The following is an 18793-nucleotide window of genomic DNA, read 5'->3' as shown; positions in this document are numbered from 1 at the left end:
GCCTGACATGACCGACCTTTCCTGGCTGATTGCCCGGCCTGTCGCCCATCGCGGCTTTCACGACATGAACAAGACGCGCTGGGAAAACACCCTCTCCGCCTTTGCCGCCGCGGCCGAACGCGGCTATGCCATCGAATGCGACGTGCACCTGTCGTCGGACGGAGTTCCCGTCATTATCCATGATGGCGACTTGCAGCGGCTGACTGGGCACGACGGTTTCGTCTGGCAGCGCACGGCGGCCGAACTGGCAGCGCTCAAGGTCGGCGGCACGTCTGATCATGTGCCGACGCTGCGCGAGGCGCTCGATCTGATCGACGGGCGGGTGCCGCTGGTGGTCGAACTAAAAGGCGTGGCTGGATACGACAATGGCCTTGTGGCGAGCGTCGGTAGGCTGCTCAAGCGCTACAAGGGCAAGGTGGCGATCATGTCGTTCGACCACTGGCTGATCCGCGATTTCGCCAGGGATGCGCCGGGCATCCCGGCTGGATTGACCGCCTATGGCAAGGACGACAGGCTGATCGAAGCGCATTTCGCCATGCTGGCGCATCAGATCGCCTTCACCTCCTACGCAGCGGGCGACCTGCCGAATCCATTCGTCAGCTTTGTCCGTGAACGGCTCAAAATGCCGGTCATCACCTGGACGGTGCATGACCAGCCGGCGGTCGATCTTACATTCAAATATGCGGACCAGATGACGTTCGAAGGGTTCGAGCCCGATCTGGTCAAGGTCGCTTGATATGGGTGCCTAGAACGTGACTTGTAGCGGTCCGGATGGAGCTTAAATAAGCCTCATGGATCAGGGCGACGACGGCGACGGGCAAACGGTTGATGCGGAGTATGCGATCCGCATTGCGGCGGGCATCGGCGCCTTCACCTGCGAAGAGTGGGACGGTTTCGCCGGGACCACGCGCAGTGATGCCGAAAACGGTTATAACCCCCTCGTTTCATATGCTTTCCTGAGCGCACTCGAGGATTCCGGCTGCGCCGTGCGGCGCACTGGCTGGCAAGGTCATCATCTCAGGCTGGAGAATGGTCAAGGCACGCTGCTCGGCGCGGTCCCTTGCTATCTCAAATCACACAGCCAGGGCGAATATGTGTTCGATCACGGCTGGTCGGATGCCTTCGAGCGCGCCGGCGGCCGTTACTATCCCAAGCTGCAATGCTCGGTACCGTTCACGCCGGTCACCGGCCCTCGCCTACTGGTGAGCAGGGGCCAGCATTCCGGCACCGTCAAGGCCGGGCTCGCCGCGGGATTGAAGGCGGTGACGGAAAGGCTCGGCGTCTCTTCCGCCCATGTTACCTTCGCGCAGGAGAGCGACGTGGACGTGCTGGAGGCGGCGGGCTTCCTGCATCGCACCGACCAGCAGTTCCACTTCGTCAACGAGGGCTTCTCGACCTATGACGATTTCCTCGCCACGCTCGCCTCGCGCAAGCGCAAAGCGATGAAGAAGGAGCGCCGCGAGGCGCTTGCCGACGGCATCTCCATCGACTGGCTTACCGGCAAGGACCTTACCGAACGCGCCTGGGACGACTTCTTCGCCTTCTACATGGACACCGGCAGCCGCAAATGGGGCCGGCCCTATCTGAACCGCGAATTCTTCTCGCTGATCGGCGAGCGGATGCCCGATGACATCCTGCTGGTGATGGCCAGGCGCAACGGCCGCTACATTGCCGGCGCTATCAACTTCATCGGCTCTGATGCGCTCTACGGCCGCAACTGGGGCTGCATCGAGGATCATCCGTTCCTGCATTTCGAGGTCTGCTATCACCAGGCCATCGACTTCGCCATCGAACGCAAGCTGAAGGTGGTCGAGGCGGGCGCACAGGGCGAACATAAGCTGGCGCGAGGCTACCGGCCGGTGATCATGCATTCCGCGCATTACATCGCCCATCCCGGCCTGCGCAACGCCGTCGCCGACTATCTCAGGCGCGAACGGCGCGAGGTTGAACGCATGGGCGAATACCTGGAAGAGCACACACCGTTCCGCAAGGATCTCGAGGAGTAGGCCATCCCACGAGGCAGGAGCATATGTCAGGTTCGGCATCCCTTGGGTTGGCAGTGCACGCCTGTCGAGATCGGCTTCATCGATCTCGCCCGATCGTCTTGCCGCTCACGAGAGGCTTCGCTACACCAATTTCCGAGGCACAATCCGGAGCGTTCGCCATGGCCGAAACCGCCTATGACACCGACAACATCTTTGCCAAGATCCTGCGCGGTGAAATTCCCTCGCACCGCGTCTACGAGGACAAAGCAGTCGTTGCCTTCATGGATGTGATGCCGCAGGGGCTGGGTCATACGCTGGTGGTGCCGAAGACGCCTTCGCGCAATCTGCTCGACGCCGATCCGGCAACGTTCGGCCCGCTTTTCACAGTCGTGCAGAAGGTGGCGCTCGCCGTCCGCGAGGCATTCAAGGCCGATGGCGTCACCGTGATGCAGTTCAACGAGCCGGCTTCCGGGCAGACCGTCTATCACCTTCACGTCCACGTCATTCCGCGCTTCGAAGGCATCGCGCTGAAGCCGCATACGGGCCAGATGGAGAAACCCGAGGTGCTGGCCGAGAATGCCGGCCGGATAAAGGCGGCCATGCCGCTATCCTGACGCCTGGCTTTCAGCTGCCCCCATTGCGGCCGTCTGGGGAAGTTGCGCATCGAAAACGATGAACCCGAGCCGCCAGCATATCAGCGTGATCGCCATTCCGCCGAGCACATCAATCAGATTATGCCCGCCGTAGATGAGGAGCGGGCCGCGCGGCTGAGATTCATTCTCATCGCCGCTGAGCGCGCGATCAGGACAGCTTGTTTGCGGAGAACGCCAAAAGCCTCTCAAACGCCGTCGGAGGCTCTACATTTTGCCTGAGCCGCCCGCGGATCGCATCCGCACATTGTGCCGGCGTCAGAAGCGATGTGTCCACTTCCAGATCATACACGCCAGGCCGGTGTACCTCCTCCTGCCACAGACGCACCGCCAACGGTACAGGGTCGTCAGGCGATCCCGTCACATATCCCCTCCCCGCCGGACTGTCGGCGCGCCTCTGCATGATGATTTCGATCGGGCAGCGGACACCGACAAACAGAACCGGCAGGCCTGCGAGGCGCTGGGCGCAATCGACAAGGCAATCAAGGGGTCGCGAATAGCTGTCGTGATGACCGAGATCGGCCACGACATTCAACCCCACTCGGCTGTGGGCGGCGATCGATTCGTAGAGCGCGGCGTAGAACCTCGGCACGAGACCCTCGATATCCGGGCGCTCGCCGCCGGGCCGCAAACCTATCCCCGGGCGACAGCGCAGCGGCGTGACCTGCTCATAGGTGTCGACCCCCAGGTTCATCCATGGGCCCTCGAAGCTCTCCTGAACTGCCTGGACGATGCTCGATTTCCCCGATCGCGGTGCGCCGTTGAGGATGATGATCTGGCCTGGTTCAGACATAAAATTCCCCATCTCATGGAGGCACTTGACCGGAACGGCATCCAACGCGCCGCCATGGTCTGGTCCCGCGGAGCGAACTCCTTCACCAACGAGGCCATGGTCTCCGAGATCGGCGGCGCGTACAGTCTGGGCGCTACTTTCGGAAACGACTTTTCGCGCATGCTCGTTACCGGCAAGGCGCCGTCGGGATTGCATATCTCGATACCGTTGGGCCAACATATAAAATCGTTCCTCGGCGGTAAGCCGAAATACGCGGCCTGCGAGGCCTTCGGCCGGGCACCCGGCCTGTCCGGCATGGTCGGCGCCAAGGTGGGAGCACCGCCGTCCTGGACGGACAAATCAGCCAAAATCCGCCCGACGCCGCTTGCTGTCCAGGGGCCGCCGGCTACGCTTCAGTGATCGTCCCTTTGTGCCAACAAAAAAGCCCCGTTTCCGGGGCTTTTTCGAGGGAGTGACTATCAGCTCTTGCGCGGCAGTTGCGGCACCAGGCTGCGCTTGCCGCCGTCCTTGCCCTTGGGCTCGGGCTTCTGCGCGACGGCCTTCTTGACCGCCGGCTTCTTGGCCACTGCCTTGCGCTGCTTGGGGGTGTCTTCCGGTTCTTCCTTCTTGGGCTTCACCGGTGCCTCGTCGGCGAGCGATTCGAGCTTCAGGCCGGTCTCGCCGGTTTCCTTCTTCTCGACGCTGACGCGCACCGTGCCGCCCTTCTTGAGCTTGCCGAACAGCACTTCGTCTGCCAGCGGCTTCTTGATGTGCTCCTGGATGACGCGGCCGAGCGGACGCGCACCCATGCGCTCGTCATAGCCCTTGTCGGCGAGCCAGGCGATCGCATCCGGCGACAGGTCGAAGGTGACGCCACGCTCGGAGAGCTGGGCCTCCAGCTGCATGACGAACTTCTGCACCACCTGATGGATAACCGGCACCGGCAGCGAGCCGAACGGGATGATCGCATCGAGACGATTGCGGAACTCCGGCGTGAACAGCCGGTTGATCGCCTCGACATCGTCGCCTTCGCGCTTGGTCGAACCGAAACCGATCGCCGCGCGCTGCGCATCCGACGCGCCCGCATTGGTGGTCATGATCAGGATGACATTGCGGAAGTCGATCTGCTTGCCGTTGTGGTCGGTCAGCTTGCCATGGTCCATCACCTGCAACAGGATGTTGAACAGGTCCGGATGCGCCTTCTCGACCTCGTCCAGCAGCAGCACGCAATGCGGATGCTGGTCGACGCCGTCGGTCAAAAGGCCGCCCTGATCGAAACCGACATAGCCGGGAGGCGCGCCGATCAACCGAGAGACCGTGTGGCGTTCCATATATTCCGACATGTCGAAACGGATCAGCTCGACGCCGAGCGAAGCGGCCAATTGCTTGGCGACTTCGGTCTTGCCGACGCCGGTCGGACCCGAGAACAGATAGGAGCCGATCGGCTTCTCCGGTTCCCGCAGGCCGGCACGCGCCAGCTTGATCGCCGAGGTCAGCGCGGTGATCGCGGTGTCCTGGCCGTAGACGACGCGCTTCAGCTCGATATCGAGCCCCTGCAGCACCTTCTCGTCATCGGCCGAAACAGTCTTCGGCGGGATGCGCGCCATGGTGGCGATCGTCGCTTCGATCTCCTTGATGCCGATGGTCTTCTTGCGCTTGGCCTCCGGCACCAGCATCTGCGAGGCGCCGGTCTCGTCGATCACGTCGATCGCCTTGTCCGGCAGCTTGCGGTCGTTGATGTAGCGCGCCGACAGCTCAACCGAAGCCTTGATGGCTTCCGTCGTGTAGCGGACCTTGTGGAACTCCTCGAAATAGGGCTTCAGGCCCTTCATGATCTCGATGGCGTCCTCGATGGTCGGCTCGTTGACGTCGATCTTCTGGAAGCGACGTACGAGCGCGCGGTCCTTCTCAAAGAACTGGCGAAACTCCTTGTAGGTTGTCGAACCGATGCAGCGGATCGCACCCGAAGACAGTGCCGGCTTCAACAGGTTGGACGCATCCATGGCGCCGCCGGACGTCGCGCCGGCGCCAATGACGGTGTGGATCTCGTCGATGAACAGCACAGCGCCCGGATAATCCTCGAGCTCCTTGACGACCTGCTTCAGCCGCTCTTCGAAATCGCCGCGATAGCGCGTGCCGGCCAAAAGCGTGCCCATGTCGAGCGCGAAGATGGTGGCGTTGTGCAACACCTCCGGAACATCACCCTCGACGATGCGCTTGGCGAGGCCCTCGGCGATCGCCGTCTTGCCGACGCCGGGATCGCCGACATAGAGCGGATTGTTCTTGGAACGGCGGCACAGTACCTGGATGGTGCGGTTGATCTCGGACTCGCGCCCGATCAGCGGATCGATCTTGCCGGCCTTGGCCTTGTTGTTGAGATTGACGCAATAAGCGGTCAGCGCGTCCTGCTGCTGCTTTTTCTTGCCGCCTTCCTCTTGCGGCTCGGCGCCGTTCGCGCCGCCCTGCTCGTCATCGGCGCCACGCGGCGAACGCGTCTCCGACGCGCCGGGACGCTTGGCGATGCCGTGCGAGATGTAGTTGACCGCGTCGTAACGGGTCATCTGCTGTTCCTGCAGGAAATAGGCGGCATGGCTCTCGCGCTCGGCGAAGATGGCGACGAGCACGTTGGCGCCGGAGACCTCTTCGCGGCCGGACGACTGCACATGGATCACCGCGCGCTGAATGACGCGCTGGAAGCCGGCGGTCGGCTTGGAATCCTCGTCATAGCCGGTGACCAGATTGTCGAGTTCGGTGTCGATATAGGTGAGAACAGTGTGCTTCAACTCGTCGAGGTCGACATTGCAGGCGCGCATGACGGCGGCGGCCTCGGTGTCGTCGATCAGGGCGAGCAGCAGATGTTCAAGGGTTGCATATTCATGGTGCCGCTCGTTGGCGAGCGTCAGCGCTTGGTGAAGCGCCTTTTCCAGGCCTTGGGAGAAAGCCGGCATGTTACCTCACTTCTTCTCCATCACGCATTGCAGCGGATGCTGATTCTGTCGGGCGAAATCCATGACCTGGGACACTTTGGTCTCGGCCACCTCGAATGTATAGACCCCGCACTCGCCCACTCCATGATTGTGAACATGAAGCATGATGCGTGTGGCGGCTTCGCGGTCCTTCTGGAAAAAACGCTCCAGCACGTGAACCACGAACTCCATCGGTGTGTAGTCGTCGTTCAGGATGAGGACCCGATAGAGGCTGGGTTTCTTGGTCTTGGTCTTTGTGCGCGTGATGACCGCCGTGCCGCGGCCGGCCTCATTGCCGTCGCCGCTGCCGTTCTGCATCCGTGCCTTGGTGGCAGTCAAACCGATCGTCACGTAATCCTGCCTCTTTCGAATCCTCATGCGAGTTCGACATGTAGGTGTTCGATGGACGATTTTAAGCCCTTCTGGTTAGCTGACAATATGGCTAGGTGCCCAACTTGGCCGATTTTCGCAATCGTGAAGGGGTGCCAGGCCGCTGAACGGAAATAGACATGAAAAAACCCGGCCACGCTGGCGCGGCCGGGCTCTGTCTTGGCCCAATGGGCCCAGATCTCGCACTGCCGAACGGAATTACTTCGCCTTGGCAACGATCGATTCGAACGGCTTGTAGGCTTCCTTGGCGAGTTCGGCATAGAGGTCGCCGATCTTGGTGGCCTCGGCGACGAACGCCTCATAGGACTGCTTGGCATAGTCGGACTGGACCTCGATCGCCTTGTCGAGCGACTTGGCCGAGACAATCTTCTCGAAAGCGGCGCTGCCGGCCTGGAAGCTCTTCTTGGTGTATTCGCCGGCCTCGGCCGCAATTGCCTGCGCGCCCTTGGACAAAGAGGCGAAGCTCTTCAAGCCGGTGTCGGCGAACTCTTTGCCGTATTTGCTGAAGTCCTCATAGGTCTGCGTCATTTCAATTCTCCCTGGACGGTTGATGCGCCCTGCCCCGAGCGCCTTGTGCAATGCACTCGAATATATTGTGCGACGCACAAAAGTCAAGAAATCGCCAGCTTCCGTCCCAGCCGGTGTGGGCAATGGCTAAAATTCGAATAAACAGAGGCTCAAACCACCAGAAAATGGTGAACGCGGCGGTTACCATAAACGGATTGGTAACGCTGCCCCGATAGCTTGCCCGGAAGTGAGGCAGGATCCCTTTGCCGCCTCCAGCGCAACAAGAAATTCAAAGGAACTATCAGTGCGTCAGGCGTTGTCGGGCATCGTTTCCAAATCCGCGTCCCCTTTCAAAACGGTCATGATCATCGCCGTGGCGATGACCATCGTCGTTGCAAGTGCGGCCTCGTCGCTCGCCGCGAAGTCCGCGGCCATCGTGGTCGACGCCAAGACCGGCAAGGTGCTCTACTCCTCGGATGCCAACGCCCGGCGTTATCCCGCCTCGCTCACCAAGATGATGACGCTTTATTTGACTTTCGAGGCTCTGGCCAAGGGCAAGATCAGCCGGAACTCGCCGGTCGTCTTCTCGGCTCATGCCGCGGCAGAGCCGCCGACGAAGCTCGGCGTGAAGCCGGGCGGATCGGTGGCGGTCGAGACCGCCATCCTGTCGATGGTGACCAAATCGGCCAATGATTCGGCCACCGCGCTCGGCGAAATGCTCGGCGGCAACGAGACCAACTTCGCCCGCATGATGACTGCCAAGGCGCGGCAGCTCGGTATGAACGGCACCGTGTTCCGCAACGCCAACGGCTTGCCCGATCCCGGCCAGTTCACCACTGCGCGCGACATGGCGACGCTCGGCATCGCGCTGCGCGAACATTTCCCGCAATATTACGGCTATTTCTCGCAGCGCTCCTTCCTCTATGGCCGCCAGCGCATCAACGGCCACAACCGCCTGCTTGGACGCATCAAGGGCGTCGACGGCATCAAGACCGGTTACACCCGCGCTTCGGGCTTCAACCTGGTTTCATCGGTTTCGGACGGCAACCGTCGCATTGTCGGCGTGGTCATGGGCGGCACCTCGGGCAGCAGCCGCGACAATCAGATGGCGGCCCTGATCAACACCTATCTGCCGCGGGCATCGACCCGAGGCGGCGGCGATCTGGTCGCCAAGGCCGATAGCGGCAACCCGGTGACGGCATTGGCCAAGGTGCTGTTGCCCAAGCACGACGCACCGACTCCGGACGAGAAGCCGGTGGCGGTGGCAAGCGCCGATGACGCGGACGAGGCCGTTGCCGACGACGCGACGGTTGCCCAGGGCGACAGCGATGTCGCCGACGATACCGCAGCCGAAGAACCCAAACTGGTTGTTCCGGCAAAGAAGGTGAAGACGGTTATCGTCTCCGCCCCCAAGGTCGCCACGGCACAGGTGGTGTCCGCTTATGCCGAGCCCGCGCCGGCCGTCGACCCGGTCAACACCGCGTCGGTGCCGTCGGGTTGGGCCATTCAGGTCGCCTCGTCGCCGAAACAGTCCGAAGCCCAGGCCTTCCTCGACAAGGCCACCAAGCAGGCGCCGAAGGTGCTGGCAGATGCCTCCGGCTTCACCGTCGCCTTCGACAAGGACGGCGTCACGTACTACCGCGCCCGCTTCGGCGGCTTCGGTTCCAAGACCGCGGCCTGGAAGGCCTGCACCGCCCTCAAGAAGAAGAAAATCGAGTGCTACGCCGTCCAGCAGTAGGGACGGCGTGGAAGATATCTCCCGGAAATTTCTGCGTCGAAGGAGACTAGTTGTGATTGGAGAGCAAGACGTCCTTGGCTTCGTTGATCCGCGCCGCCAGGAAAGACGTGCCGCCGATATCGGGGTGCAGGCGTTGCATCAGGCGGCGGTGCGCCTTGCGGACATCCGCCGCGGCGGCCCCCGCTTCAAGACCAAGGACCTTGTAGGCCTCCTCCTTAGTCATGGCGCCCGGACCTGGCGCAATACCCAGCCCTTCGCCACTGTGCGCCTCAGCGTTTTTGCGCCAGACGGGAAATCTGCCGTCAAGATACGTCTCTAGCAGTTGCCGGCTCTCCGGGTCACCGGAGAGTTCGCGAAACAGCTGCAGCAATTCGGCTTTGCCCATCGCACCAAGCATCTTGCCTTCATGGCGGCCTGCCAGGACAAGGCCTTCAAGGCCTCCTGTATCGTGATCGAGGTCCATTTCCAGCGCCGCCGTGCGTACGGTCGAGCGTCTCCGCGCCGGCATCACGGCTCGCCGGTTCAGCCGCATCGAGCCGTACCAGGCGATCGCTGCGAGCAGGATGACGCCGCCGAGACCGCCGCGCCCGACCAGCAGCACGGCGCCCCCGACCAACGCCAGCAAAACCGGCCCAACCTTCCTCATGTCGCCTGCAAGCCTGCTCGGGTCGGCCCGCACGAAAGCCGTTGCCAGGCCCATCAGCACCAGCAGCAATGCGACGACAGCGATGATCGCGCCTACCATATTCCACTGCCCCGTGAATGCCTGGCGATCGGCCGGTTTTCCAGACTATTCCTGAACACGAGCATGCCGCCACCGGGTGTTATTTCTGCGCCGCAATCATGACCTTGCGCGACACATGGTCCGCATCCCACTACGCCGCGGCGCGATGTGGTCGGTGCGAGTGCGTCAGATGTCGAAACCGGATGGTTCCTATCGCTCATGATTTTCAAGATGTGGCGTTGTCGCGACGCTTGCAAGTCCAACGGACAGCAACATTGAGGGCCAGCAACCGCAGTCCGCCTATGCGGGCCGGCCATGCCGCCAGATTGCCCGGAGCAAGCCAATGGGCTGCTCGGAACAAGCCGATAGTGATTTAGAGCAGGCCGAGATCGGCGAGCTCGCGCCGGAGTTTCGGCGGCATTTCGACCTGCCCCGGCTTGCCCTTGCCGAGATCGGCAGGTGCATCCGATGGCTTTAGATAGCGCCAGCCCTGAAAGGCGCGGCGCGGCTGCCAGTCGGTGCGCACCACTTGCGGATCCAGCATCAGATGGCAGCGGCCGATGCCCTCGTCATCAGTGAATGGCCGGATCTCGGTGATCAACTGCCGGCATTGCACACTTCCCTTGATCACCCAGTAGAGCGAGCCGCCGTCGGTAACCTCATCGGCGCGCGTCGGCACCATGCGGGTGGTGTGCCAATGCTCGGCCGGTTCGCCGGCACGGCGCCGCTCGTCGAGGCGGAACGCGATCCATTCTTCGAGATCCTCGACGCTGTCGCAGCCGACGCAGAGCTTTAGGAGGTTGAGAGCCATTGCCCAAGATTTAATCCGTCGCACGGATGCGTCAACGGCCTGAGCAAGTTCTCCACAGTGCCAGCGGGCTCAACACTCCACCACATTGACCGCCAGCCCGCCGAGGCTGGTCTCCTTGTACTTCTCGTTCATGTCAAGGCCGGTCTGGCGCATGGTTTCGATCGCGGCGTCCAGCGGCACGAAATGGGTGCCGTCGCCCTTGATGGCAAGCGAGGCGGCCGTCACCGCCTTGACCGCGCCCAGCGCATTGCGCTCGATGCAGGGCACCTGCACCAGCCCGCCGACCGGATCGCAGGTCATGCCCAGATGGTGCTCCAGCGCGATCTCGGCGGCGTTCTCGACCTGTTCGGGCGTGCCGCCCATGACGGCGCACAGGCCGGCCGCCGCCATGGCCGAAGCCGAGCCGACTTCGCCCTGGCAGCCGACCTCGGCGCCGGAGATGGACGCATTGGACTTGATGATGCCGCCGACGGCGGCTGCCGTGAGCAGGAAATCGCGAATGCTGGGCTGGTCGGCCTCGGGATGGAAATGCAGCCAGTAGCGCAGTACTGCCGGCAGCGTGCCGGCCGCGCCGTTGGTCGGCGCGGTGACGACGCGCCCGCCGGCCGCATTCTCCTCGTTGACGGCCATGGCATAGATCGACAGCCAGTCATTGGCGAGCAGCGGATTGGGCCGGTTCTGCTGCCACTGCTCCTGCAGCTTGTCGTGCAATTGCCTGGCCCGGCGGCGCACCTTCAGCCCGCCCGGCATGATGCCGTCCTGCGACAGGCCGCGCTCGATGCAACTCTTCATGGCACCCCAGATGGCGTCGAGGCCGTCGTCGAGCTCATCGCGCGACATTTGTGTTTCCTCGTTGACCCGCTTCATCTCGGCAATGGAAAGGCCGCTCTTGCCAGCCATCTTCAGCATCTCGAGGGCGTTCTTGAAGGGATAAGGGACTTTTTTGCCTTCGGTCGTCACCGAACCCTTGGCTTTCATGCGCTGCAGCTCTTCTTCCGAAACCACGAAGCCGCCGCCGATCGAATAATAGATGCGCTTGAGCAGCAGGCGGTCGCCGGCATCATAGGCATAAAACGCCATGCCGTTGGCGTGGCCGGTGAGCGGCGTCTTGCGGTCGAGCACCAGGTCGCCGGCCGGATCGAAACGGTAGGAGGGGTGGCCGGGCGGTGAAATCAGCTTGTCGGCGGTGATGCGAACGACAATGCCGTCCGCCTGGTCAGGGTCGACCGTCTGCGGCGTCTGCCCGGCAAGGCCGAGAATGACGGCACGGTCACTGCCATGGCCGATGCCGGTATAGGCGAGCGAGCCGTGCAGGCTGGCGCCGATGCGAGCAACCTTGGCGCCGGCCGGACGCGGCCAGTCGTCTCCGGCGATCTCGTCGAGGAAACGGCGGGCGGCCGTCATCGGTCCCATCGTGTGCGAACTCGATGGTCCGATGCCGATCTTGAACAGGTCGAAAACCGAAAGGAACACGCGCCACAATCTCCCGAAGCCGCTCTGGGACTACATATAGGAACTCCTGCGATGTTTCCGCTGTTTTGAACGGCGCGGCGCAGCGCCTGCCGACCTTGTTTGCTCCGGCAGCGACATATCCGTCGCTGCCGCGGACGATCGAAGCAATCGCACTGGATGTGATAGGATTCGCCAATGGGCGATTCCCTCGATCTTTCGACAGCCGATCTCGCGGCGTTGGCGTTCTTCCTCATTGCGTGGGTTTTGCATACGCTCGCCTCGGACGGTGTGCTGGTCAGCCGCATGTCCCTGACAACGGCGATGAATGCGCAGCGGCAAGCCTGGATGCACCGGATGGCCGAGCGTGAGATCCGCATCGTCGACACAGCCATCATGGGTGGCCTGCAGCAAGGCACCGCCTTCTTCGCCTCCAGCTCCCTGATCGCGCTTGGCGGCTGCTTTGCCTTGCTCGGTGCCTCCGACCGCGTCCTCGAGGTGTTGAGCACCCTGCCTCTGGGCGGCGCCCCGTCGCGCCCAGCTTTTCAGATCAAGGTGCTGGGACTGGTGCTGATCCTGGCGTTTTCGTTCTTCAAGTTCGGCTGGGCCTACCGTCTGTTCAACTATTGCTCGATCCTGATCGGTGCTGTGCCGATCCCACATGGCGAAGCCTCGCGCAACCTGGTCACCGAAACGGCGGTGTGGAGGGCGGCGCAGATGAACATGCTGGCAGGCAAGCATTTCAACTCCGGCCTGCGCGGCGTGTTCTTTTCGATCGGCTATCTCGGCTGGTTCGTCGATCCGGTGGTGTTCGTGCTGTCGACGCTTCTGCTCCTGGCCGTTCTGGTGCGGCGCCAGTTCTTCTCGGCGGCGCGCCGCGCCGTGATCGGTCAGCCGCCAGGTGCGGGAAAAGGCCGATCGATGCGGCCGGACAGCCAATAGGCGAACAGCCCTATCCATTCGCGGATCGCCATGGTGGCCGCCTGCAGCGCATCGGCCGGATTGTCGCAGAACAGGCCGATGCCTTCGTCTCCCGACGTTCGATAGTCGACCGGCCAGGGGACGGTCGCGAAGCCGGCCTTGTCGAACAGCGCCTTGGCGCGCGGCATATGGTAGGCCGAGGTGACCAGCAGCCAGGTTTCGCCCGGCTTCGGCGCTATCAAGGCCTTGGTGAAGACGGCATTCTCATAGGTGTTGCGCGATTTGCCCTCGAGGATCAGGCGCTCCGGCGTCACGCCAAGCGCGCCAAGCAGGCGCGGCGCGGTGGCGGCATCGCCCTCGCCGTCGAGGAACAATTCGCCATTGCCGCCGGAGACGACCACCTTGGCGTCGGGAAAGCGCCGCGCCAGCACGGCCGTCTCGACCATCCGGTCGCCGCCGCTGTTCAGCTCATAACCGCCGCGCACCAGATTGATGCCGCCCTCGAAGCCGCCGCCGAGCACGACGATGCCATCGACTTTTTGCGGCAGCGGCGGGCGCGGAAAGCGTTCCTCCAGCGGGTTGAGCAGCAATACGCCGAGTGAGGTCCAGGCCGAAAGCGCCAGAACCAAAAACGCCAGCACGCCGCCGGTGGCTGCCAGCCGCCGGCGGCCGAAAAATGCCGCGACCAGCCCCGCCAGCAGCAGGAAGATCGTCAGGTTGAGCGGCTGGATAAAGAACCAGAAGATTTTCGAAAGATAAAAGAACATCCCTCACCCCTTAGATGAGAAACGATCCTACCACCACTTCTCCGGCTGGAACGTTCCGGCCGCCTGCTCGATGACGGCAGCGGTCTGGAACAGCGTCTCTTCCTCGAACGGCCTGCCGATCAGTTGCAGGCCGAGCGGCAAGCCCTTGGGGTCTAGGCCGGCGGGCACCGCAATGCCCGGCAGGCCCGCCATGTTCACGGTGACGGTGAAGATGTCGTTCAGGTACATCTTCACCGGATCGGAAGCCATGTCCTCGTCTGCAATGCCGAAGGCGGCAGATGGCGTCGCCGGTGTCAGGATGACATCAACGCCGGCGGCAAAGACGTTCTCGAAGTCCCGCTTGATCAGATTGCGCACCTTCTGCGCCTGCAGATAGTAGGCGTCGTAATAGCCCGCCGACAGCACATAGGTGCCGATCATGATCCGGCGCTTGACCTCGCGGCCAAAGCCGGCGGCGCGGGTCTTCTCATACATCTCGACGATGTCCTTGCCCGGCACGCGAAGGCCGTAGCGGACGCCGTCATAGCGCGCAAGGTTGGACGAGGCTTCGGCGGGCGCCACGATGTAATAGGCCGGTAGCGCGTATTTGGTGTGCGGCAAAGAGATGTCGACGATCTCGGCGCCGGCATTCCTGAGCCAGGCAATGCCCTTCTGCCAAAGGGCCTCGATCTCCTCCGGCATGCCGTCGACGCGGTATTCCCGGGGAATCCCAACCTTCATGCCCTTGATCGGCTTGCCGATCGCCGCCTCGTAGTCCGGCACCGGCCGGTCCACCGAGGTCGTATCCTTCGGATCGACGGAGGCCATCGATCTGAGCAGGATCGCGGCATCGCGCACGTCGCGCGCGATCGGCCCGGCCTGGTCGAGCGACGAGGCGAAGGCGACGATACCCCAGCGCGAGCAGCGGCCATAGGTCGGCTTGATGCCGACCGTGCCGGTGAACGCGGCCGGCTGGCGGATCGAGCCGCCAGTGTCGGTGGCCGTGGCGCCCGCGCACAGGAAAGCCGAGACGGCGGAGGCCGAGCCGCCCGACGAGCCACCCGGCACCAGCTGCGCATTGTCCAGGGTGCGCGCGGTCCTGGTGCCGCCGGCCGAAACGAAGCCGCCATCGCCCTGGTGCGTCGTCGGCATCACCATCGTGTCAACGCGCGAACGCCGCCACGGGTTGACCACCGGCCCGTAATAGGACGTCTCGTTGGACGAGCCCATGGCGAACTCGTCCATGTTGAGCTTGCCCAGCATGACCGCCCCGTCGGCCCACAGATTGGAGGTGACGGTCGATTCGTAATGCGGCTTGAAGCCGTCGAGCACATGGCTGCACGCTTGGGTGTGCACGCCCTCGGTGCCGAACAGGTCCTTAATGCCGAGCGGAATGCCTTCCAGCGCACCGCCCTCGCCTTTGACCAGCCTGGCGTCGGAGGCCTTGGCCATGTCGCGCGCCTTGTCGCCGGTCACCACGACGTAGGCGTTGAGCGCCGGATTGGCGCGCTCGATCGCAGCAAGATAGGCGTCGGCGATCTCGGTCGCGGTGATTTCCTTGGCGCGCAGCTTGGCGCGGGCCTGCGAAATCGTCAGTCGGGTCAGGTCGCTCATCAGGCAAGGCTCTTTTCGTAAAACACCGACCACTCGGAATCGGGATAATCCAGCACCGGACCGCAACGCGAGAAGCCGGAACGTTCATAGACAGCCCGGGCGGCAGGATGGCGATCGCCCGTCTCCAGCACCAGACGCTTCAATCCTTCCTCGCGCGCCAGCGCTTCGACACGCTCCACAATCCTGGCGCCGATTTTCTGGCCGCGATGCGTGGGCCGCGTGTACATGCGCTTGACCTCGCCGACGGCGCCGTCATGGCGCTTCAGCGCCCCGCAACCGATTGCAAAACCGTCGTCGCGGGCGACGAAGACCGTGGTGTCCGGGCCGGCCATCTGCTCGACGGTCAGGTGATAGCAGTGTTCCGGCGGCGTCAGTTCGAGCAGCGTCTCGTTGAGCTCCGCGACCAAGCCGCGCACATCGTCCTGCAGCGGCGTCTCGATTGCGATTTCGATGGCCATCGGCCTGTTACTCCACGACCTTCGGCACGAGGAAGAAGTTCTCTTCCGTGGCAGGCGCGTTGGCGACGATGTCGGCAGCCTTGTTGCCGTCGGTGACGACATCCTGGCGCTTCTTCATCCCCATCGGAGTTACCGAAGTCATCGGCTCGACCCCGGAAACATCGACCTCGTTCAGCTGTTCGACGAAGCCCAGTATGGCATTCAGCTCGCCGGTCATGCGTTCGGCATCTTCCTCGCTCACCGCAATGCGGGCGAGACGCGCGACGCGCTTCACTGTCTTGACGTCAACGGACATGTTTGTGCCTCGGGAAAACCAGCCCCGGCCTATAGCGGCGCCGCGCGCGGCGCGCAACATGTGCATGCCCACAATCGGGCAAATGGCCTCACGGCGGGGCCATGCCCTCGCACAGATAGTAGCTGCCGCTGTTGCCGCTCGCCTCGCTCTCGTCTTCGATGGGCCGGACGGAGACGAGATCGATCTGAGTCGGGCTCATCTGCGTTACCGAGAGCACGTCGGGAAAAACGTAGCCCGGCTCCTGGCAAATGGCCGTCACCGCCCAGCTCGGCGAGCGTGTCGCCTTGCTGATCTGCAAGAACTCGCAATTGTATTCGACCCCCTGGAGGCCATGGGCCGACAGCACGATGTTGCCGGCATCGATCAGCGTCTGCAGGGTGTCTTTCCTGGCTTGTACGCAGAGCTCCTCGGACTTGAGGTAGACCCCTTCAATGAAATCGTCCGCGGCGAACGCCGGCGACGCCGCAAACAGCATCGAAACGCAAAGAGAGTTCCTCAAGCCCATGTTCTAATTCCGTTTTCAATTTATAGCGTGACCGCCTCGCCGATCCCAGGCACGACGACATTCACGCCCGAACCCTCCATTCCGGCGACGAATTTGTCGGGCGTCTGGTCGAGCAGGCCGAAAGTCGCATAGTGGCATGGCACGGCGACATCGAACTTGAAATAGCGGCGGCAGGCGAGAGCCGCGACAGCGCCTCCCATGGTAAAGCGGTCGCCGACCGGCACCAGGCCGATCTTCGGCTCATGCAGCTCGTTGACCAGCGCCATATCCGAGAAGATGTCGGTATCGCCCATGTGATAGAGCGTCTTGTCGTCCTGGAAATGCAGGACCAGCCCGCAGGGATTGCCCATATAGATGCCGTCCCCATAGGACGAGGAATGCAATGCCTGGACAAAAGTCGTCGTGAACGGGCCGCAGTCCACCGTGCCACCGGTGTTGCCCTGGTTGATATTGTTCTGGTCGACGCCCTGGCCGCCGAGATAGCCGCAGACCTCGGGGTTGGCGACCAGCATCGCTCCGGTCTTCTTGAGGATCTCGAGCGCATCGCCGACATGGTCTCCGTGACCATGCGTCAAAAGCACGTGAGTGACACCTTCGGCCGGGCCTTCCCAACTTTTCTTCCAAAGCGGATTGCCGCTCAGGAACGGGTCCATCAGGATGCTTGCGCCCGTCACCTCGATCTTGAAGGCGGATTGTCCGTACCAAGTGAGTTTCATCAGCGAGTTCCTCGATTTTTGCTCCGTCGGAGGATAGAACGGCGTCAGCTCAAGAGCAAAGTGTTACGGCGTCCTCGCGTGTTCAAAACGCCGCGACGGCGCTGTCGGGTCAAAGGAAAACCGTTGGCTATCATTACCATCGAGGAATTGCCGGCACGGCTGGCTGGCGGCAGGACGCTTGCCGGGCTCGATCTCGGCGACAAGACCATCGGCGTCGCCGTTTCGGACCGTGGCTTTTCCTTCGCGCATCCGCGCCCGGTCATCATCCGACGGAAATTCTCGCTCGACGCGGCCGTGCTGCTGGATCTGCTGCAAAAGGAGAATGCCGGCGCGGTGGTGATTGGACTGCCGGTCAACATGGACGGCTCGGAAGGTCCGCGCGCGCAGAAATCGCGCGCCTTCGTACGCAACATGGCCGCCTTGAGCGACCTTCCCTTCCTGCTATGGGACGAGAGGCTGTCGACGGTAGCCGCTGAACGGACGCTGATCGAGATGGATTTTTCGCGCGCCAAACGCGCCGGCAAGATCGATTCGGCCGCCGCCGCCTTTATTCTGCAGGGAGTTTTGGACCGGCTTCGCTCGCTCGGTGCAGCCGCTCGAACTGCACCGGAACCGCCGGCCGCCTCCTGATCCAGCCGATGATTTCACGACGGCGGCGAAGCGCCCAGATCGCCAGCAGCAGCAGGCCGTCGAATATACAGGCTCTTCCCACCATACCGGGAATGATTGCCGGGTCGATGCCGAGCATCTGGCCGTAGAGTTGGAAGACGAAATCATGCAACTGCCGGCTCAGCATGACGTAGCCGAAATTCATGTCGTTGAGCGACAGGTAGAACCAGCCCCAGAAAAGCGCCATCGGAGCCGCCCACAATGCGAAGATGTAACGCATCAGCGGCCTCCCTTCCGGGTCGGCTGGGGTCGGCCCGATATCAGCGAAAGCAGCGAATTGTGGGCTGCGGCCCTGGCCATGCTGTGCGCCGTGGCGTGGATTTCAACCTCATCCGATGTGGCCAGGGTGCGGCGCTCGGCAAGCATGGCGACATAGGAGGCCAGAAGTGCGGCCAATTGCACGGCGACGCCCAGGAACAGCCCGTTGATGCCTTGCGCCGCGCCTCCGACCAAGATCAGCGACAGCACGCCGGAAGCGCTGATGAAGGCGATGCGGGCAACGCTGTCGGCGCCCGGATTGCTGGCATTGTTGATCAGCGCCTCGACAAAAGCCCAGAAGAACAGCACCGCCACGACAAGCAGGGCCGTTGCCAGAGGCGCAACCACGACGACATTTTCGAGATCGACGAAGCGGGCGCTCTCGATCGTCACGCCCAGCACCCCAAGCGCCCCGGCCACGCCGCGGTTTCCATCGATGCAGATGATCGCCAGCAGGGCGAAAACGATCGTCCAGTGCAAGGCGAGAAAAGAGGTCAATACCTGTCGCATCGTGATTCCTGCTTCGACAGGAATGACAGTGGGCTTTGCCGCCAGCCCTCGCAACGGAAACCATTTGTTAAGGTTAACGGCGCGGGGGAATGACCAAGGCGTGGTCCAT

General features: G+C 62.8%; 21 protein-coding genes and 1 pseudogene. 7 read left to right on the top strand and 15 right to left on the bottom strand.

Annotated elements, in window-relative coordinates; translation table 11 throughout:
• The first annotated feature begins 7 nt into the window (after window positions 1–7).
• The 3 genes from FJ946_RS22505 to FJ946_RS22495 all read left to right on the top strand — a co-directional run bounded on the left by FJ946_RS22505 (window position 8) and on the right by FJ946_RS22495 (window position 2599).
• Window positions 8–736, top strand: coding sequence for a glycerophosphodiester phosphodiesterase (locus FJ946_RS22505; protein WP_140515351.1), 729 nt, complete (start codon window positions 8–10; stop codon window positions 734–736).
• Between the two features lie 55 nt (window positions 737–791).
• Window positions 792–2006 (top strand): GNAT family N-acetyltransferase, encoded by a 1215-nt coding sequence (locus FJ946_RS22500; protein ID WP_140564521.1) that lies wholly within the window; start codon window positions 792–794, stop codon window positions 2004–2006.
• Window positions 2007–2164: 158 nt separating this feature from the next.
• Entirely contained in the window at window positions 2165–2599 is a 435-nt protein-coding gene (locus FJ946_RS22495) for an HIT family protein (RefSeq protein ID WP_140564520.1), read from the top strand.
• A gap of 187 nt (window positions 2600–2786) precedes the next feature.
• Here the strand turns inward: FJ946_RS22495 and FJ946_RS22485 are convergent, their stop codons facing one another.
• Window positions 2787–3428: a chloramphenicol phosphotransferase gene (locus tag FJ946_RS22485; RefSeq protein WP_140564518.1), complete on the bottom strand. Its 642-nt coding sequence runs from the start codon at window positions 3426–3428 to the stop codon at window positions 2787–2789.
• A gap of 18 nt (window positions 3429–3446) precedes the next feature.
• Here FJ946_RS22485 and FJ946_RS22480 point away from each other — a divergent pair.
• A pseudogene (locus FJ946_RS22480) lies at window positions 3447–3827 on the top strand (hypothetical protein); the annotation flags it as partial.
• Window positions 3828–3886: 59 nt separating this feature from the next.
• Here the strand turns inward: FJ946_RS22480 and clpA are convergent.
• From clpA to FJ946_RS22465, 3 genes are all read right to left on the bottom strand, one after another.
• Window positions 3887–6355, bottom strand: a complete 2469-nt coding sequence (gene clpA, locus FJ946_RS22475) for an ATP-dependent Clp protease ATP-binding subunit ClpA (RefSeq protein ID WP_140515345.1) — start codon at window positions 6353–6355, stop codon at window positions 3887–3889.
• 6 nt (window positions 6356–6361) lie between these two features.
• Entirely contained in the window at window positions 6362–6691 is a 330-nt protein-coding gene (clpS, locus tag FJ946_RS22470) for an ATP-dependent Clp protease adapter ClpS (protein WP_027051901.1), read from the bottom strand.
• Window positions 6692–6961: 270 nt separating this feature from the next.
• Window positions 6962–7291, bottom strand: coding sequence for a phasin family protein (locus tag FJ946_RS22465; RefSeq protein ID WP_140564515.1), 330 nt, complete (start codon window positions 7289–7291; stop codon window positions 6962–6964).
• 283 nt (window positions 7292–7574) lie between these two features.
• Here FJ946_RS22465 and FJ946_RS22460 point away from each other — a divergent pair, with 283 nt between their 5' ends.
• The gene (locus FJ946_RS22460; protein ID WP_140564514.1) at window positions 7575–9008 is read left to right on the top strand and encodes a D-alanyl-D-alanine carboxypeptidase family protein; all 1434 of its coding nucleotides are present in this window, start codon (window positions 7575–7577) and stop codon (window positions 9006–9008) included.
• 46 nt (window positions 9009–9054) lie between these two features.
• On the opposite strand, the gene FJ946_RS22455 is transcribed toward FJ946_RS22460, so the two are convergent.
• The 3 genes from FJ946_RS22455 to FJ946_RS22445 form a co-directional block, all read right to left on the bottom strand.
• Window positions 9055–9753: a DnaJ domain-containing protein gene (locus FJ946_RS22455; RefSeq protein WP_140564513.1), complete on the bottom strand. Its 699-nt coding sequence runs from the start codon at window positions 9751–9753 to the stop codon at window positions 9055–9057.
• Between the two features lie 352 nt (window positions 9754–10105).
• A complete protein-coding gene (locus FJ946_RS22450; RefSeq protein ID WP_140498734.1) occupies window positions 10106–10543 on the bottom strand; it encodes a DUF1489 family protein in 438 nt (145 codons plus the stop codon).
• A 69-nt stretch (window positions 10544–10612) separates the two neighbouring features.
• Entirely contained in the window at window positions 10613–12016 is a 1404-nt protein-coding gene (locus FJ946_RS22445; RefSeq protein WP_140557713.1) for an L-serine ammonia-lyase, read from the bottom strand.
• A 174-nt stretch (window positions 12017–12190) separates the two neighbouring features.
• Between FJ946_RS22445 and FJ946_RS22440 the strand changes: the two genes are divergently transcribed.
• Window positions 12191–12934, top strand: coding sequence for a DUF599 domain-containing protein (locus FJ946_RS22440; RefSeq protein WP_140564512.1), 744 nt, complete (start codon window positions 12191–12193; stop codon window positions 12932–12934).
• Here FJ946_RS22440 and FJ946_RS22435 read toward each other — a convergent pair.
• From FJ946_RS22435 to FJ946_RS22410, 6 genes are all read right to left on the bottom strand, one after another.
• Window positions 12883–13680: a YdcF family protein gene (locus tag FJ946_RS22435; protein WP_140564511.1), complete on the bottom strand. Its 798-nt coding sequence runs from the start codon at window positions 13678–13680 to the stop codon at window positions 12883–12885. The two genes, FJ946_RS22440 and FJ946_RS22435, sit on opposite strands and share 52 nt — an antisense overlap.
• 27 nt (window positions 13681–13707) lie before the next feature.
• On the bottom strand, window positions 13708–15273 hold the full coding sequence (locus FJ946_RS22430; protein ID WP_140564510.1) for an amidase family protein: 1566 nt from the start codon (window positions 15271–15273) through the stop codon (window positions 13708–13710).
• A complete protein-coding gene (locus FJ946_RS22425) occupies window positions 15273–15731 on the bottom strand; it encodes a GNAT family N-acetyltransferase (protein ID WP_140564509.1) in 459 nt (152 codons plus the stop codon). The genes FJ946_RS22430 and FJ946_RS22425 overlap by 1 nt, the downstream gene beginning before the upstream one ends.
• Before the next feature lie 7 nt (window positions 15732–15738).
• The gene (gatC, locus tag FJ946_RS22420; protein WP_140498745.1) at window positions 15739–16026 is read right to left on the bottom strand and encodes an Asp-tRNA(Asn)/Glu-tRNA(Gln) amidotransferase subunit GatC; all 288 of its coding nucleotides are present in this window, start codon (window positions 16024–16026) and stop codon (window positions 15739–15741) included.
• An 88-nt stretch (window positions 16027–16114) separates the two neighbouring features.
• Window positions 16115–16531, bottom strand: a complete 417-nt coding sequence (locus FJ946_RS22415; RefSeq protein WP_140564508.1) for a hypothetical protein — start codon at window positions 16529–16531, stop codon at window positions 16115–16117.
• Window positions 16532–16551: 20 nt separating this feature from the next.
• Window positions 16552–17247: a metal-dependent hydrolase gene (locus tag FJ946_RS22410; RefSeq protein ID WP_140564507.1), complete on the bottom strand. Its 696-nt coding sequence runs from the start codon at window positions 17245–17247 to the stop codon at window positions 16552–16554.
• 123 nt (window positions 17248–17370) lie between these two features.
• Between FJ946_RS22410 and ruvX the strand changes: the two genes are divergently transcribed.
• Window positions 17371–17877, top strand: coding sequence for a Holliday junction resolvase RuvX (ruvX, locus tag FJ946_RS22405; RefSeq protein ID WP_140525331.1), 507 nt, complete (start codon window positions 17371–17373; stop codon window positions 17875–17877).
• On the opposite strand, the gene FJ946_RS22400 is transcribed toward ruvX, so the two are convergent.
• Together FJ946_RS22400 and FJ946_RS22395 are read right to left on the bottom strand one after the other, a co-directional pair.
• Window positions 17795–18136, bottom strand: coding sequence for a DUF6105 family protein (locus tag FJ946_RS22400; protein ID WP_140564506.1), 342 nt, complete (start codon window positions 18134–18136; stop codon window positions 17795–17797). The two genes, ruvX and FJ946_RS22400, sit on opposite strands and share 83 nt — an antisense overlap.
• On the bottom strand, window positions 18136–18684 hold the full coding sequence (locus FJ946_RS22395; RefSeq protein ID WP_140525333.1) for a hypothetical protein: 549 nt from the start codon (window positions 18682–18684) through the stop codon (window positions 18136–18138). Before FJ946_RS22395 ends, FJ946_RS22400 begins: the two co-directional genes overlap by 1 nt.
• Window positions 18685–18793 lie beyond the last annotated feature (109 nt).

Source organism: Mesorhizobium sp. B2-4-7, from assembly GCF_006442685.1.
Lineage (GTDB): Bacteria > Pseudomonadota > Alphaproteobacteria > Rhizobiales > Rhizobiaceae > Mesorhizobium.
This window is presented reverse-complemented; position numbering and strand designations above follow the sequence as displayed.